General features: G+C 66.1%; 14 protein-coding genes. 9 read left to right on the top strand and 5 right to left on the bottom strand.

What is annotated here, in order from left to right:
* Window positions 1-35: 35 nt before the first annotated feature.
* Window positions 36-731: a DUF4197 domain-containing protein gene (locus WKH79_RS01360; RefSeq protein ID WP_341859378.1), complete on the bottom strand. Its 696-nt coding sequence runs from the start codon at window positions 729-731 to the stop codon at window positions 36-38.
* A gap of 65 nt (window positions 732-796) precedes the next feature.
* Between WKH79_RS01360 and WKH79_RS01355 the strand changes: the two genes are divergently transcribed.
* Together WKH79_RS01355 and WKH79_RS01350 are read left to right on the top strand one after the other, a co-directional pair.
* Window positions 797-2,962 (top strand): primosomal protein N', encoded by a 2,166-nt coding sequence (locus tag WKH79_RS01355; protein WP_341859377.1) that lies wholly within the window; start codon window positions 797-799, stop codon window positions 2,960-2,962.
* Between the two features lie 55 nt (window positions 2,963-3,017).
* Window positions 3,018-3,533: a CinA family protein gene (locus tag WKH79_RS01350; protein WP_341859376.1), complete on the top strand. Its 516-nt coding sequence runs from the start codon at window positions 3,018-3,020 to the stop codon at window positions 3,531-3,533.
* On the opposite strand, the gene WKH79_RS01345 is transcribed toward WKH79_RS01350, so the two are convergent.
* On the bottom strand, window positions 3,530-3,856 hold the full coding sequence (locus WKH79_RS01345) for a helix-turn-helix domain-containing protein (protein ID WP_230833467.1): 327 nt from the start codon (window positions 3,854-3,856) through the stop codon (window positions 3,530-3,532). The genes WKH79_RS01350 and WKH79_RS01345 overlap by 4 nt on opposite strands.
* A gap of 140 nt (window positions 3,857-3,996) precedes the next feature.
* Here WKH79_RS01345 and WKH79_RS01340 point away from each other — a divergent pair, with 140 nt between their 5' ends.
* From WKH79_RS01340 to WKH79_RS01330, 3 genes are all read left to right on the top strand, one after another.
* Window positions 3,997-4,593, top strand: a complete 597-nt coding sequence (locus WKH79_RS01340) for an FMN-dependent NADH-azoreductase (RefSeq protein WP_050600280.1) — start codon at window positions 3,997-3,999, stop codon at window positions 4,591-4,593.
* A 34-nt stretch (window positions 4,594-4,627) separates the two neighbouring features.
* Entirely contained in the window at window positions 4,628-6,190 is a 1,563-nt protein-coding gene (locus WKH79_RS01335) for a cryptochrome/photolyase family protein (RefSeq protein ID WP_341859375.1), read from the top strand.
* A gap of 238 nt (window positions 6,191-6,428) precedes the next feature.
* Window positions 6,429-7,337, top strand: coding sequence for an OmpA family protein (locus WKH79_RS01330; RefSeq protein ID WP_341859374.1), 909 nt, complete (start codon window positions 6,429-6,431; stop codon window positions 7,335-7,337).
* A gap of 56 nt (window positions 7,338-7,393) precedes the next feature.
* Here the strand turns inward: WKH79_RS01330 and WKH79_RS01325 are convergent, their stop codons facing one another.
* Window positions 7,394-8,152, bottom strand: a complete 759-nt coding sequence (locus WKH79_RS01325) for a siderophore-interacting protein (protein ID WP_341859373.1) — start codon at window positions 8,150-8,152, stop codon at window positions 7,394-7,396.
* A 73-nt stretch (window positions 8,153-8,225) separates the two neighbouring features.
* Window positions 8,226-9,245 carry a methylated-DNA--[protein]-cysteine S-methyltransferase gene (locus WKH79_RS01320; protein ID WP_341859372.1) on the bottom strand — a complete coding sequence of 340 codons (1,020 nt, stop codon included), beginning with the start codon at window positions 9,243-9,245 and terminating at the stop codon, window positions 8,226-8,228.
* A gap of 104 nt (window positions 9,246-9,349) precedes the next feature.
* On the opposite strand from WKH79_RS01320, the gene WKH79_RS01315 reads away from it, so the two are divergent.
* Entirely contained in the window at window positions 9,350-10,903 is a 1,554-nt protein-coding gene (locus WKH79_RS01315) for a serine protease (RefSeq protein ID WP_341859371.1), read from the top strand.
* Here WKH79_RS01315 and WKH79_RS01310 read toward each other — a convergent pair.
* A complete protein-coding gene (locus WKH79_RS01310; protein ID WP_341860078.1) occupies window positions 10,900-11,724 on the bottom strand; it encodes a TauD/TfdA family dioxygenase in 825 nt (274 codons plus the stop codon). The genes WKH79_RS01315 and WKH79_RS01310 overlap by 4 nt on opposite strands.
* 210 nt (window positions 11,725-11,934) lie before the next feature.
* Here WKH79_RS01310 and WKH79_RS01305 point away from each other — a divergent pair, with 210 nt between their 5' ends.
* Genes WKH79_RS01305 through WKH79_RS01295 form a run of 3 tightly spaced genes read left to right on the top strand, consistent with a single transcriptional unit; the run spans window position 11,935 to window position 14,936 of the window.
* Window positions 11,935-12,489: a F0F1 ATP synthase subunit delta gene (locus tag WKH79_RS01305; RefSeq protein ID WP_050600273.1), complete on the top strand. Its 555-nt coding sequence runs from the start codon at window positions 11,935-11,937 to the stop codon at window positions 12,487-12,489.
* 12 nt (window positions 12,490-12,501) lie between these two features.
* Window positions 12,502-14,031, top strand: a complete 1,530-nt coding sequence (gene atpA / locus WKH79_RS01300) for a F0F1 ATP synthase subunit alpha (RefSeq protein ID WP_341859370.1) — start codon at window positions 12,502-12,504, stop codon at window positions 14,029-14,031.
* Window positions 14,032-14,060: 29 nt separating this feature from the next.
* Window positions 14,061-14,936: a F0F1 ATP synthase subunit gamma gene (locus WKH79_RS01295; RefSeq protein ID WP_269420744.1), complete on the top strand. Its 876-nt coding sequence runs from the start codon at window positions 14,061-14,063 to the stop codon at window positions 14,934-14,936.
* Window positions 14,937-14,938: the final 2 nt, after the last annotated feature.

Below are 14,938 nucleotides of genomic sequence, written 5' to 3'. Positions count from 1 at the left end.
TCCCGCAGAGCCTTAGCGCCCGATATGGCCTGCGGCTAGTACTGCGCGCCCGCGCCGAACACGCCGATGATCAGCGGATCGCGCGTGGCCTGCGGGTTGCGGCGGATCGCCGCTTCCTCGGTCCCGATCTCGCGCCAGATGGTGGTGTCGATAGTGCCTGCGAAGCGCGTAACCGCGCCCGCCAGATCGACCCCGGCGAGGCCCTGCACCAGCTCCGCCACCAGCGGATCCTGCGCCACGCGCAGCGCGTCGCCCAGTTCGGGCACCATCGCCTCTATCAGGCTCCGGCCCATTGAGCCGCGCAGGAAACCGGTCGCTGCGGTGGGCCCGCCGCGCACGAGGTCGATCGCGTTCTGGATGCCGATGGTGCGCACCGCATCGGTCACCAGCGGTGCCGCGCGCTGCGCGCCTTCATAGGCGATATCGCCAAACGCGTTTTCGAGCCGGCTCTTGAACAATGCGGAGGTGAGGATGCGTGACAGGACGTCGCTGCGCGCGCCCAGCAGCTCGCCGAAGCCGACCTGCGCGACCTGTTCGTCCCAGAAGCCGCCGCCCTCGAGCATCCGCGCGAACGCCCGCTCGCTCGACAGGAACAGGATCCGCTGGACCGCATCGACCATGCCGAAACCGGGTATCGTCGAACAGGCGGGCAGCAGCAGCAGGCCGCCCCCGGCCATGGCTCCTCCGAGGAAGCCGCGGCGTCCGGTGGGTTTGACGAGAATATCGGTCATATCGCTGGTCCTCATTGTATCCTGCCCTTGTTTCGCACACCTGTGGCCGCCCATATGGCCGGGCCATGAACCGCGTGCGCTGCCTCGTCCTCAATGCCGCTCTCGGCCCGCTCGACTACAAGGTGCCCGAGGGCATGGATGTCGCTGCGGGTTCCGTGGTTGAATGCCCGCTGGGTCCGCGCACGGTGATCGGGATCGTCTGGGAAGCTGAACGGCTCCCGGGAACCGAAGTTCCGGTAGAGAAGCTGCGCAATTTGCGCGGGGTGCTGCCCGTGCCGCCGCTCTCCGCCGCGCTCAGACGGTTGATCGAATGGACCGCCGACTATTACGTCGCCTCGCTGGCGAGCGTGGCACGGATGGCGCTGGCATCGGGCGGCGCGCTCAAGGGTCCCGCAACAATGACCGAATACCGCCTGACCGGCGGGATGCCCGAGCGCATGACCCCGCAGCGCGAGGCGGCATTGGGCGCGCTGGAAGGCGAGCAGGCGACGATCCGCGAACTGGCAGGGATCGCCGGGGTTTCCGAAGGCGTGCTGCGCGGGCTGGTCAACCACGGCGCACTCGAACCGGTGGAGGTCAATTGCGACCGGCCCTATCCGCCCGCGCGGCCCGATTTCGTCGAGATCGCGCTAAGCGCGCAGCAGCGCGAGGCGGCGGACATCTTCTCCAGCGCGGTGCGCAAGGCCGAATTTGCCCCCTTCCTGCTCGACGGGGTGACCGGGTCGGGCAAGACCGAAACCTATTTCGAACCCGTTGCCGAGGCGCTGCGGATGGAGCGGCAGGTACTGGTCCTGCTGCCCGAAATCGCGCTGACCGAGAACTTCCTTCACCGCTTCGAGGAGCGGTTCGGCGCGCCGCCGGTGCTGTGGCATTCCTCGCTCAAATCGACCGAACGCCGGCGCGCCTACCGCGCCGTATCCGAAGGCAGCGCGCAGGTCGTCGTCGGCGCGCGTTCGGCGCTGTTCCTGCCCTTCGCGCGGCTCGGCCTGATCGTGGTCGACGAAGCGCACGAGACCAGCTTCAAGCAGGAAGAGGGCGTGCGCTACAATGCGCGCGACGTCGCGGTGATGCGCGGGCATTTCGAGCAGGTACCCGTCGTGCTCGCCAGCGCCACCCCCGCGCTCGAAAGCCTGCAGATGGCCGAAAGCGGGATCTACGCGAAGATCGACCTGCCGAGCCGCTACGGTGGGGCGCAGATGCCCACGATCGAGACGATCGACCTGACCGAGGAAAAGCCGCCGCAGGGCATGTGGCTGGCGCAGCGGCTGGTCGACGGGATCGAGGCGCGGCTCGAACGCGGCGAACAATCGCTGCTGTTCCTCAACCGGCGCGGCTATGCGCCGCTGACGCTGTGCCGCAATTGCGGCTTTCGCTACCAGTGCCCCAATTGCAGCGCATGGCTGGTCGAACACCGCTTCACCAACCGGCTTGCCTGCCACCATTGCGGGCATGAGGCCCCTGCCCCCAAGACCTGCACCGAATGCGGCGAGCCCGACTGCCTCGTCGCCTGCGGCCCGGGGGTCGAACGGATCGCCGACGAAGTGGCCGAACGCTTGCCGCAGGCGCGTGTCTTCGTCGCCACTTCGGACACGCTCAATTCGCCCGGCAGAGCCGCCGAATTCATCGCCGCAGTCGAGGCGCGCGAGGTGGACGTGATCGTCGGCACGCAATTGGTAACCAAGGGGTTCCATTTCCCCGAGCTGACACTGGTCGGCGTGGTCGATGCCGATCTCGGGCTCGAGGGCGGCGATCTGCGCGCGGGCGAGCGGACCTACCAGCAGGTCGCGCAGGTCGCCGGGCGCGCCGGGCGCGGTTCGAAACCGGGCGAAGTGCTGCTGCAGACGCGCCACCCCGACGCGCCGGTGATTGCCGCGCTGGCCGCGGGCGACCGGGATGCCTTCTATTCCGCCGAGACCGAGATGCGGCGCGAGGCGGGCGCCCCGCCCTTCGGCCGCTGGGCCTCGATCATCATTTCGAGCGAAGACGATGCGGAGGCGCGCGAGGCGGCCAACCGCATCGGCGCCTTCCGCCCCGATGTCGCCGAATGCATGATCCTCGGCCCCGCGCCCGCCCCGATGGCATTGCTGCGCGGCCGCTATCGCTACCGCTTCCTGATCAACGCACGGCGCAGCGTTCAATTGCAGCAGGTCATCCGCCGGTGGTTGGCCGCGATCGACCACCCGCCCGGCGTGCGCGTGGCAGTCGATATCGACCCCTACAGCTTCGTCTAGACGTGGGCCGCGCAAGTTCGGGAACCCGGCGTTTCTCCGGTACGTTTGCCGCCGTATGGCCGAAGAACTCGAAGCTGCCCTTCCCGACGACGTCTGCCGGCTGGCCGAGCGAATCCTTGCCGCCGCCAAGGACCGCGGTTGGCAGCTGGCCACCGCCGAAAGCTGCACCGGCGGCTTGCTCGCTGCACTGTTCACCGACGTCCCGGGTTACAGCCACGTGTTCGACCGCGGCGTGGTGTCCTATTCGGATGGGGCCAAATGCGATCTGCTGGGTCTCGCAAGTGACATGGTCGAGAATTGCGGCGCAGTCAGCCGCGCGGTCGCCGAAGCGATGGCCGCAGGCGCGCTTGAACGATCGGACGCGCAGCTGGCGGTTTCGATTACCGGTTTCGCTGGCCCCGGGGGCGAAGGTGACGAGGAAGGCCTCGTCCATTTTGCGCTCGCCGATACCACCGGCGCGCTGACTCACCGCGAAGAGCATTTCGGGCCGATCGGCCGCGACGGCGTACGGATCGCCGCGCTGCGCGCCGCGCTCGACATGCTGCGCGAAAAGCTCGACCTTTCGGCCTAGTCCTGACCGCCGTCATAGACCGCACGCGCGGCCTCGACCTTGCCGATATTGGCAATCGCCCAATTGCCCAGCTGCGCCACCGGATCGCACAGCGAGCGCCCCAGCGCGGTGAGCGCATAGTCGACCCGCGGCGGCACGCTGGGGGTGACCGTGCGACTGACCAGCCCGTCGCGTTCGAGCCCGCGCAGCGTGCGCGTCAGCATGCGCTGCGAAATACCCGGGATATCGCGCCGCAATTCGTTGAACCGCCGCGACCCGTCGGCCAGCCCCATCACCACGCGAACCGACCATTTGTCGCCGACACGCGCGAGGATGTCGTTCACCGCGGTGCATTGCGGCGCATTGTGAACCTCAAGGGGAACACCCGTGTCCCTATCGGACAACGAAGTGCCTTCTTGCGCGGGGTGGGGTACAGTTTCCATATGGCCTCCAGGTTATCAACAGTAACTATGGAGTTCACCCTATGCAAATCCTTCGTATCGACAGCTCGACCACCGGCGACCAGTCGATCAGCCGCAAGCTGACCGACGAACTGCTCGCCCATTTCACTGCCAAGCATCCCGAGGCCAAGGTCGTCACCCGCGATCTCGTGGCCGAACCGCTGCCGCATATCGACCCGATCACCACCAGCGCGATCCGCACCCCGCCCGAAACGCATGAGGAAGCGGTTGCTGCAGCCTATCCCGAACAGCGCGCGGTACTCGACGAATTCCTCGCCAGCGACGTGGTGATCGTCGGCGCGCCGATGTACAATTTCACCATCCCCAGCCAGCTCAAGGCATGGCTCGACCGGCTCGGCGTGCCCGGCGTGACGTTCAAATATGGCGCAAACGGACCCGAAGGGCTCGCGGGCGGCCGCAAGGTCGTGGTCGCCTCCGCGCGCGGCGGCGAATATTCGACCGACCAGCTGGCCGAGAACCAGGAAAGTCTGCTGACCACCTTCTTCGGTTTCATCGGAGTGGACGATCTGCACTTCGTCCGCGTCGAGAAGGCTGGCTTCGGTCCCGAGGCCATCGAACAGGGCATGAATGCGGCGAAGCAGGAAATCGCCAAGCTGTAAGGCACCATCGCGGGAGCCGGGCATTGGAACAACCATGCCCGGCCCCGTCCTTGTGCCCATCCTCGGCGACCAGCTGACCCGCGACCTTGCCAGCCTGCGCGGGCGCACCAAGGACGATAGTGTCATCCTGATGATGGAGGTGTGGGACGAGGCGACCTATGTCCGCCACCACAAGCAGAAGATCGCGCTGATCTTTTCCGCAATGCGCCATTTCGCCGCGGAATTGCGCGGTGCGGGATGGAGCGTCGACTACACCGAACTTGGCGATCCGGAGAATGCGGGCAGCTTCACCGGCGAGGTCGCGCGCGCGATCGAACGGCACGGCCCGCGGTTGGTCAGCGTGGTCGAGGCGGGCGAATGGCGCGTCAGGCAGGACATGGAGCAATGGGCGGACAAGTTCGCCTGCGAAATAGAAATCCTGCGCGACGACCGCTTCATCTCCACCCAGGCCGAGTTCGACGAATGGGCGCAGGACCGCAAGGAATTGCGGATGGAGTTCTTCTACCGCGAGATGCGGCGCAAGACCGGGCTGCTCATGGCCGAGGACGGCAAGCCTGAAGGCGGCGCGTGGAATTACGATAGCGAGAACCGCAAGCCGCCCAAGGAGGGGCTCGCCGCCCCGGAACGCCCCAAGTTCGAACCCGACACCGTGACACAGGAGGTCATCGAGCTGGTCGAGGCGCGGTTCGGCGACCATTTCGGCTCGCTCGACACATTCGGCTGGCCGGTGACGCGCGAGCAGGCCGAAGAGGCCGCCGATGCTTTCTTCGCCGAACGCATCGAGTGCTTCGGCCCCTATCAGGACGCCATGGTCGCGGGCGAGGACGACCTGTTCCATTCTATGCTTTCGACCAGCATCAATCTCGGCCTGCTCGACCCGCTCGAGCTGTGCCGCCGGGCCGAGGAAGCCTATCGCGAGGGGCGCGCGCCGCTCAACAGCGTCGAAGGCTTCATCCGCCAGATCATCGGGTGGCGCGAATATGTGCGTGGGTTCTACTGGCACCAGATGCCGCATCTGCAGAAAGCGAATGCGCTCAACGCGCAGCGCGGCCTGCCCGAGTTCTACTGGACCGGCGAAACCGACATGGCCTGCCTCGCCGACTGCATCCGCTCGACCCGCGACAATGCGCATGCGCACCATATCCAGCGGCTGATGGTGCTGGGCAATTTCGCACTGCTGGCGGGGATCGACCCGCGCGAGGTGCAGGATTGGTATCTGGTGGTCTATGCCGATGCCTATGAATGGGTCGAATTGCCCAATGTGGCGGCGATGATCCTTTATGCCGATGGCGGAAAGCTGGCGTCCAAGCCCTATGCGGCAAGCGGCAATTACATCAACAAGATGAGCAATTACTGCGCCGGCTGCACCTATTCGCCCAGCAAGAAGACGGGCGAAGGCGCCTGCCCCTTCAATCCGCTGTACTGGCACTTCATGGACCGGCACCGCGAACGTCTGGAGAAGAACCACCGGATCGGGCGGATCTATGCCACCTGGGACCGGATGGGCGAGGAACGCCAGCGCGACTATCTCGACAGCGCCGAAAGCTTCCTCGAAACGCTCGAACCGGCGCGCGCCGGCTGGGCGCGGAACGGGTAAGCGTCGGTTCATCGCACTTCCTGCCCCGCCCACCGGCTTGGCAAAAGGTTTGCGCGTCTCGGTTCATTTGCGAGACAGGCTGCGGGCAACACCAGCCCCCGCCTGCGGCCCCGCGCCGCTCGACCAAGCCGTTACCGAATGAAGGGGGCTGATTGACCGCACAGGCGCAATTGGGGAGAAAGCGGCATTCCACACCCGCTCGACGGCCCGTGTCGGTTCGAATTGAAGGAGTATGAATATGATTGCCTTGTCCAAAAGTTCGAAGACAGTCGCAGCGCTCGCCGCGCTCGTCCTGCCCGTCACTGCTGGTGCGCAGGCGCAGGAGCTTGAGCCCCAAGGCGGCGCGAATAGCGGCGGCGAACCGATGACCGTTGTCGGCACGACGCCAAGCGACCTGTCGGGCATGCCCGAAGGCCCCGAATTCGAAGGCGTCATTTCGGCGCGCGACGGCGACAAGGTGCAGGTGACCAGCGCCGATGGCACGCGCACCGTAATCGCGCTCAGCCCCGCAACCGAAATCCGCAGCAGCGGTGGTTTCCTGGGTCTCGACAAGGACCAGCTTTCGGCCGCCGACCTGCTCAATGGGCTGCCGGTCGAAGTCGAGACGGTCGAATGGGCCAATCGCGGGCTGATCGCCACCAAGGTCGCGCTCAAGAGCAAGCATCTCGAAACCGCGCGAATGATCCACACCGGGACCGACCAGCGCTTCACCGCCAATGAAGCCGCGACCGAGGCGTTGCGTGGCCGCGTCGCCAATATCGACCAGTACAATATCAAGGGCACGACTAACGTCTATTTCGACACGGCCAAGTACAATCTTTCCCAGCAGGCGCGCTACGAGCTGTGCCAGGCCGCGGCGCAGGCAAAGAACACCGACAACGCGCTGCTGCTGGTGGTCGGCTACACCGATCTGACCGGCGACTATGAATACAACCAGGAGCTGAGCGAAAAGCGCGCCTCGCGTGTGGTCAACTTCCTCCAGCAGGAATGCGACTGGGCACCCTACCGGATGCTGACCCCCACCGGCATGGCCGAGGCCGATCCGGCGGCGGACAACACCACCGAACAGGGCAAGGCGCAGAACCGCCGCGTGGCGGTCAACATCCTCGTCAGCAAGAGCGTCGACGGAATGAACTCGGGCCTCTGATCGGGCTGCAGAATCCGGATCATGCGGGGCGGACCTTGGGTCCGCCCCGGTTTGATTCAGGCAGGCTGCGCGGCGGCGTCCTGCTGCTTGGCCAGCTTGTGTTCGTCCTCGATCATGCCGTGTTTCCAATAGCTGGAAAGGTAGAGATCGGCGGGCGCGAGCGCGAGTTCGCCGCGCAGATATTCGCGCAGGCGCTTCATTGCGGAAAATTCGCACGCTGCCCATGCGGCAAGCGAGCCTTCGGGCCGCGTGGCACTGCGCAGCGCATCGACCAGCAGCGCGGGCCGCTGTCCAGGATCGGGATTGACCAGCCAGGCGATCTCGACACCCTCGGGCGCAGCGATATCCTGCCGGTCGCGTTCGTCCTGGATCTCGATCGCAGCGAACCCGCGCGCATCGGCCGGCAATGCTTCGAGATTGACCGCGATCGCCGGCAGCGCGGTCATGTCGCCCGCGACGAGATAGAAATCGCGCCCCTGCGGCAGCGGCTTGGGCAGGCCCGGACCGCCCACCTCGATCGTGTCGCCGGGCGTGGCCGACAGCGCCCAGCGGGTCGCCGGGCCCGCAGCTTCGCCGCCGTGCAGGGCGAAATCGATCGCGATCGCATCCTCGGCCTGGTGGCGGATGGTATAGGTGCGGACCACCGGCTTGCTGCCCGCGGTGGCCGGGGCCAGCATGAGCTTGACGTAGCCGCCTGCGAAATCGGGCGGAAACCCCGCCAGGCCCGGACCACCGAGTGATACCCGGATCATCGAGGGCGAAAGGGACTGGCGCGAGAGGACGGTAAGCGTCCGCGGGGGAGGTCTGGTGCTCATGGCCACTAGTTAATGCGAATGGATCGCAATACAAGGACGGCTGGCAGCGCGGTGAATGCGTCGATCCTGCGGATCATTTCCGCTCCCGTTCGAGCAATTCGCGCTTGATGTCCTGGCCATAGGCATAGCCGCCCAGATCGCCGCCCTTGCGCACCACGCGGTGGCAGGGGATCAGCACCGCGACATTGTTGCGCGCATTGGCGCTGCCCGCGGCGCGCACCGCCTTGGCATTGCCCGCGGCCGCGGCAATTTCGGCATAGGTGCGCGTTTCGCCCGGCGGGATCGCGCGCAAGGCTGCCCAGCACGCTTCCTGGAAAGCGGTGCCCTTCACGTCGAGCGGGATATGCGCGAAATCGCCCGGCGTCTCGACGCTGGCGACGACATCAGCGAGCAATTCGCCGAACGCCGCGCCGCCTTCGACCAGATCGGCCCTGGGGAAGCGCCGGTGCAATTCGCTCTCGTCTTCGCCGAAGGACAGCCGGCACACACCCTTGTCGGTCGCCGCCACCAGCATCGGTCCCATGGTGGTGTCGACCACTGCCCAGCGGATCGTCACTCCCGCCCCGCCATTCGCCCATGCGCTTGCCGCCATGCCCAGCCGTCCTTTCGTATTCTCGTAAAAGCGCGAGGCCGAGCCATAGCCCGCCTCGTAGATCGCACCTGTCACGCTGTCGCCGCCCGACAGCGCATCGCGCGCGCGTTCCTCGCGTAAGGCGCGGGCATAGGCGGCAGGCGAAAGACCGATGGCGCGTTTGAACACCCGCTGGAAATGGGCGGGCGAATAGCCGGTCAGCTGCGCCAGCGCGGCGAGCGAGGGCGCATCTTCGGCCTGGCGGATCTCGTCGATCGCGGCGAGCACTGCCGCCTCGTCGCGGCCGACATCATCGGGCAGGCACCTCCTGCAGGCGCGCAATCCCGCCGCGCGCGCCGCTGTACCATCGGCGAAGAAACGCACGTTGCTGCGGCGCGGGTGCCGCGCGGCGCAGGACGGGCGGCAATAGATGCCGGTGGTCAGCACGCCGGTGACGAAGCGTCCGTCGAAGGTGCGGTCGCGCCGCTCCACGGCGGCCCAGGCTGTATCGTCGTCGATCATCGCAGTGCCCTTCATAGCGCAAGGGCAACGCTTGTGCCCGCACCGAATTGCGCTGGCATCCCGCGCCTTGCGGTCAAAGCGAATGATCGTCACAAGGCGCCGCAATGGCCCGCTTTTTCACCCCTATCGCCGCGCTGCTTGCGCTGCTCGCGCCGCTGCTGGCGTCCGTGCCCGCCCACGCCGAACCCGCGGATATCGACGCGGCCGCGCGTGGCGTGGTGCGGGTGGTGATCGTGGGCGAGCGCGACGGCGAACTGTTCCCGATCAGCCATGGCACCGGCTTCGCGGTCACTGGCGATACGGTGGTCACCAATGCGCATGTGGTGCGCGATGCACTGCGTGACGAGGGAATGCAGATCGGCATCGTCCCGACCGGCGGCGGCGAAGCGGTCTATGGCCGGATCATCGCGGTGCTGGCGCGCAACGATCTGGCACTCATCCGCATTACCGGGGACCTGCGCCTGCCCCCGCTGGCGCTGGCCGGCGGGATGCCGCCCGACAGCGGCGAGGTGACCAGCGTCGGCTATCCGATGAATGTCGATCGTGCGCAGGGGCTCGATATCAGCGATATCTTCCGCAGCCAGCCCCCGGTCAAGAGCCGTGGGTTCATATCGGGTGCGCGGCCCAGCCGCCAATTCGACACCATCCTGCACACCGCCCCCATCGCGCGCGGAAATTCGGGCGGCCCGCTGCTCGATCCGTGCGGCCGGGTGGTCGGGGTGAACAGCTTCGGGGCGGACAATGACGGCGGCGACGCCGAGTTCTTCTTCGCCGTATCGAACCGCGAGCTGGTGCCCTTCCTGCGCGCCAACGATGTCGAGCCGCGGATCAACACCAGCACCTGCCGGTCTATGGCCGATCTCGACGAGGCCGAACGCGAGCGGCTCGAGCGCGAACAGATGGCTGCGCGCGCCGATCTGGCCGAACGCGCCGAAGAGCGCCGCACCCAGCGCGAGCGCGCGCTGCTCGAAGCCGAACAGGGCGTGATCGTCGAGCGAGAGGACCGCGTCTTCCTGTCGTTCGTCCTACTGCTGGTGGCCTTCGGGCTGGGCCATTGGGCGATGACGCTGTGGCGCGCAGAGCCGCGCGACGAGACCCGGTTGCGGATCGCGGCGGGCGCGACCGCCGTGGTCGTGCTTGCGGCGCTGGCGGCCTATCTGACCCGTCCCGGGCTCGACGAGATCGACCGGCGCGTCGCCGCCGCGATGCAGGACGGGCAAGGCGCCGCCGAACCCGGCCCCGCCGCTGGCGGCGAAGATTATGCGCTCCTGTGCCGGCTGATCCCCGAACGCAGCCGGATCACCAGCGCCAAGGTCGAGGATATCGAATTCGACTGGACGCCCGACGGATGCGTGAACACCCGCACGCAATACGGTTTTGCCGGCGGCAGCTGGAGCCGGGTGTTCGTGCCCAATTCGGAAGACGCGGTCTCGGTCAACAGCTTCGACCCCGACCGCCGCATCTTCCGCTCCGAACGCTATCTGCTGCCGCGCAGCGCGATGACCGAAGCCCGCGAAGCACGCGGCAAATACACCGCGCCCGAATGCGGCAGCGACAATGCCGCCGCGCGGCTGGGCGAGTTGCAGGGCGAAGTGCTTGGCCAGTTGCCGCAGCAGGCCAACGAGCGGCTGGTGTACGAGTGTAACGCCCGGAACTAGGCCGCCAGCGGTTCGCCGGTCAGCGTGATGCGGTGCATTTCGCGGGCATGGCCCTGATAGTCGTTCATCGCGAGGTGCCAGGTCGTGCGATTGTCCCAGATCGCCACCGAGCCCGGTTCCCATGCCACCCGGCAGGTGTTGTCCGCCGCTGTCGCCGCATCATAGAGCCGCTGGAGCAGCGGCAGGCTGTCTTCACGGCTTCGCCCGACGATATTGATGGTGAAGGCGCTGTTGACGTAAAGCAGCTTGCGCCCGGTCTGCGGGTGGCGGATCACCACCGGATGCGTGGCCCCGGTGGTGATCGACTGACCGCGCAGGTCGCGGCCCATGTCGGTCTGCGCGTAGAGCCCGCCTTCCTCATAGATATGGTCGGCGGTGTGATAGGCTTCGAGCCCCTCGATCTCCTGCTTGAGCGTGTCCGGCAACGCATCATAGGCCGCGCCCATATGCGCCCACAGCGTATCACCGCCGCTCGGCGGCAGGGTGCGCGCCACGAGGATCGATCCCATCGCGGGCACCTGGTCGTAGGAATGGTCGGTGTGCCACCCGCCGCCGATATTGGTGACCTGGTCGGCGCGCTTGCGGACCACCGCGATTTCGGGATGGTCGGCGGTGAGCGGGAAATAATTGTTGATGTCGATCCCGCCCCAGCGCCGGGCAAAGGCGATATGCGCTTCGGGGGTGAAATCGTCCTGCCCGCGAAACAAGGCGACGCCGTGTCCGAAGATCGCCTGCCGGATCGCATCGAGCACCGGCCCCTGCGCCTCGGCCAGCTTCACATCTTTGAACTCCACCCCGCAGCGGGGCGCCAAGGGCACCATTTCCAACGTTTCTCTCCCCGGTGAACGGTTGTTTTATGCCACCCACTCTACGCCAACGCCGCCCGGAGTCCAGATTCCCCACCCGCAGGCGGCTTGCCATCGTCGGGGGCTTTGCTAGGCGCGCGCCGACCTTCCGGGGCGACTCCCGTCGGCCCATGACCGGCTTGGTCACACAGACTTTTCTTCCGGACCCGAGAGGATCTTAAGCGCGTGGATAATTCCGCCGGTATTCAGGCTAGCCTGGCAGGGCGTTACGCTTCGGCCCTGTTCGATCTCGCCAGCGAAAACGGAACCGTGACTGCGGTCGAATCGGATCTCGGCCAGCTCGAGACCGCTCTCGCCGAATCGAGCGAGCTCGCCGCCGTCACCACCAATCCCAAGGTTGGCCGCAGCGATGCGCAGAAGGCCCTGTGGGGTGTTTCCGCGATCCTCGGCGTGACCGAGCTGACGCAGAATTTCCTCGGCGTGCTGGCGCAGAACCGCCGACTTGCCGAACTACCCAAGGTGATCCGCGCCTTCCGCTCGATCGCTGCCGCGCAGCGCGGCGAAGTGACGGCCGAAGTCACCAGCGCCCATGCACTTACCGATACGCAGCTGGCCGATCTCAAGGCCAGGCTGACCGCCCGCGAGGGGCGTACGGTCAAACTTTCCACGAAGGTCGAGCCCGATCTGCTCGGCGGCCTCGTCGTCACCATCGGATCGAAGCGTATCGACGCTTCGATCCGCACCCGTCTCAATTCGCTTTCGCAAGCCATGAAGGCTTAAAGGACACACATCATGGATATCCGCGCCGCAGAAATCTCCAAGGTCATCAAGGACCAGATCGCCAATTTCGGGACCGAAGCCGAAGTCAGCGAAGTCGGCACCGTGCTGTCGGTGGGTGACGGTATCGCCCGCATCCACGGCCTCGACAACGTGCAGGCCGGCGAGATGATCGAATTCGCCAACGGCGTTCAGGGCATGGCGTTGAACCTCGAAGCCGACAATGTCGGTGCGGTGATCTTCGGCTCGGACCAGGAAATCGGCGAAGGCGACAGCGTCAAGCGGACCAACACCATCGTCGACGTCCCCGTCGGCAAGGGCCTGCTCGGCCGCGTGGTCGATGCGCTCGGCAACCCGATCGACGGCAAGGGCCCGATCGAATCGACCGAACGCCGCCGCGTCGAAGTGAAGGCACCGGGCATCATCCCGCGCGAATCGGTTTCCGAACCCGTCCAGTCGGGCCTGAAGGCCGTCGACGCCCTCGTCCCCGTCGGCCGCGGCCAGCGCGAGCTGATCATCGGCGACCGTCAGACCGGCAAGTCTGCCGTCGCGATCGACACCTTCATCAACCAGAAGGAAGCGAACGCCGGCGACGACGAGAACAAGAAGCTCTACTGCGTCTATGTCGCGGTCGGCCAGAAGCGTTCGACCGTGGCGCAGATCGTCAAGCAGCTCGAAGAAAACGGCGCGATGGAATATTCGATCGTCATCGCCGCGACCGCTTCGGAGCCTGCCCCGCTGCAGTATCTCGCGCCCTACACCGGCTGCGCGATGGGTGAATATTTCCGCGATAACGGCATGCACGCCGTGATCTGCTACGACGACCTCTCCAAGCAGGCCGTGGCCTATCGCCAGATGTCGCTGCTGCTGCGTCGTCCTCCGGGCCGCGAAGCCTACCCGGGTGACGTGTTCTACCTGCACAGCCGCCTGCTCGAGCGCGCGGCGAAGATGAGCAAGGCCGAGGGCGGCGGTTCGCTGACCGCGCTGCCGATCATCGAAACGCAGGCGGGCGACGTTTCGGCTTACATCCCGACCAACGTGATCTCGATCACCGACGGCCAGATCTTCCTCGAAACCGACCTCTTCTACCAGGGCGTCCGTCCGGCCATCAACGTCGGCTTGTCGGTCAGCCGTGTCGGCGGCGCCGCCCAGACCAAGGCCATGAAGAAGGTTTCGGGTTCGATGAAGCTCGACCTCGCGCAGTACCGTGAAATGGCGGCCTTCGCGCAGTTCGGTTCGGACCTCGATGCTGCGACGCAGCGTCTGCTCAACCGCGGTGCACGCCTGACCGAGCTGCTCAAGCAGCCGCAGTTCTCGCCGATGCCGTTCGAAGAGCAGACCGTCTCGATCTTCGCCGGCACCAATGGCTATATCGACAGCGTGCCCGTCGACCGTGTGACCGAGTACGAAGAGCAGATGCTCAGCTACATGCGCACGGAACACGCTGGCGTGCTGGAAGAGATCCGCACCACCGGCAAGTTCGAAGACGACACCAAGAACAAGGTCATCGACGCGCTCAAGACCTTCGCCAAGCAGTTCGCCTGAGCCCAGAGACACGAAGATAGGGAGCCGAAATGGCTAGCCTCAAGGAACTCAAGGGCCGTATCAACTCGGTCAAGTCGACCCAGAAGATCACCAAGGCCAAGCAGATGGTGGCAGCGGCCAAGCTGCGCCGTGCGCAGGCTGCGGCCGAAGCCGCACGCCCCTATGCCGAACGGCTTTCGGGCGTGATGGCATCGCTGGCCGGCAAGGTCAGCGGCGACAGCGCGCCTCAGCTGCTGGCCGGCAATGGCGCCGACCAGCGTCACCTGCTGGTGGTGGTCAACACCGACAAGGGCCTGTGCGGCGGTCTCAACGCCAACATCGTCAAGGCCGCCAAGGCCAAGGCCCGGTCGCTGATCGCCGAAGGCAAGGAAGTGCGCTTCTATCTCGTCGGCAAGAAGGGCCGCGCGCCCATCAAGCGCGATTTCGCCGAACGTATCGAAAAGCATTTCGACACCTCCGAGGTCCGCACCCCCGGGTTCGAGGAAGCCGAAGCGATCGCCGACGATCTGATCGGCCGCTTCGAGCAGGGCGAATTCGACATTGCCCACCTGATCTACCCGGTCTTCCGCTCGGCACTGGCGCAGGACCCGACCGTCGACCAGCTGATCCCCGTCCCCTCGCCCGAAAGCGATGCCGGGACCGGCGGCGACGCGGTGGTCGATTACGAACCCGGTGAGGAGGAAATCCTCGAGGAACTGCTGCCGCGCTACGTCAAGACGCAGCTGTTCGGTTCGCTGCTCGAACGCGAGGCGTCCGAACAGGGAGCCTCGATGACCGCCATGGACAATGCCACGCGCAACGCCGGCGATCTGATCAACAAGCTGACCATCCAGTACAACCGCAGCCGCCAGGCCGCTATTACCACCGAGCTGATCGAAATCATCGCCGGTGCGGAAGCTCTCTAAGG

Origin of the sequence: Qipengyuania sp. GPGPB31, assembly GCF_038396345.1 — a bacterium.
GTDB lineage: Bacteria > Pseudomonadota > Alphaproteobacteria > Sphingomonadales > Sphingomonadaceae > Qipengyuania > Qipengyuania citrea.
Note: the sequence above shows the minus strand (reverse complement) of the source record. Positions and strands in the feature narration are given on the sequence as shown.